This window comes from Phytoactinopolyspora endophytica (assembly GCF_004138495.1).
Lineage (GTDB): Bacteria > Actinomycetota > Actinomycetes > Jiangellales > Jiangellaceae > Phytoactinopolyspora > Phytoactinopolyspora endophytica.
Map to the genome: position 1 here is coordinate 319,148 of NZ_ML142854.1, position 563 is coordinate 319,710.

The 563-nt window shown below is 62.2% G+C and carries 1 protein-coding gene; it reads right to left on the bottom strand.

The annotated features are described in order from the left end of the window. Window positions 1–249: 249 nt before the first annotated feature. A partial coding sequence (locus tag ELR45_RS37850) for a hypothetical protein (RefSeq protein WP_205856593.1) occupies window positions 250–563 on the bottom strand: 314 nt, incomplete at its 5' end.

Here is a 563-nt window from a genome sequence, read left to right on the forward strand (position 1 = left end):
ACAACCGCCCGGTTCATCGATTGATCACCCGAGCGGCGACCGGGTGCACGTGCGATATGAGTCGTGGGCCCGGCGCACTGTTTGAACGCTTGCTCGCCGGGATGCTCCTGCCCGCATGGGACCGCTGTCCGACAAGATCGGCGCGTGAACGCCTCGCGAGTTAAATTTATAGCGAGGCCATGGTCGAACGTTCGCTGGCCGTTCGTTACCTGCACCCCTGTGTCTACGATGATCACATGTCTTCGAGGCTCAGGCGGAGCGGCCTAGCTCGGACTTCAGCATCTCTTCGTGCCGCTCGGAGAGGTCACCACGACCGGAGCGGATCGCGCCGAACCACGATGGTTCCTTGCGTCGCCGGGGCCTTTCCTCGGCCAGCTTCGAGGCGTGTTCGAGCAACTCGTCGACTTGCTCGTCGCCGAGTTCATCGACGAGGAGTCGCTCCTTCTTCGTCACATACTCAGCGTGCGTCAACTCAGGCCTTGTCGCCAATGAGTCGGCGAGCGCGTGCAGTCCGCGTGCAACAGCGGCCGGAAAATAGCGGGCCGTGGCGGTAAATGAAGGTA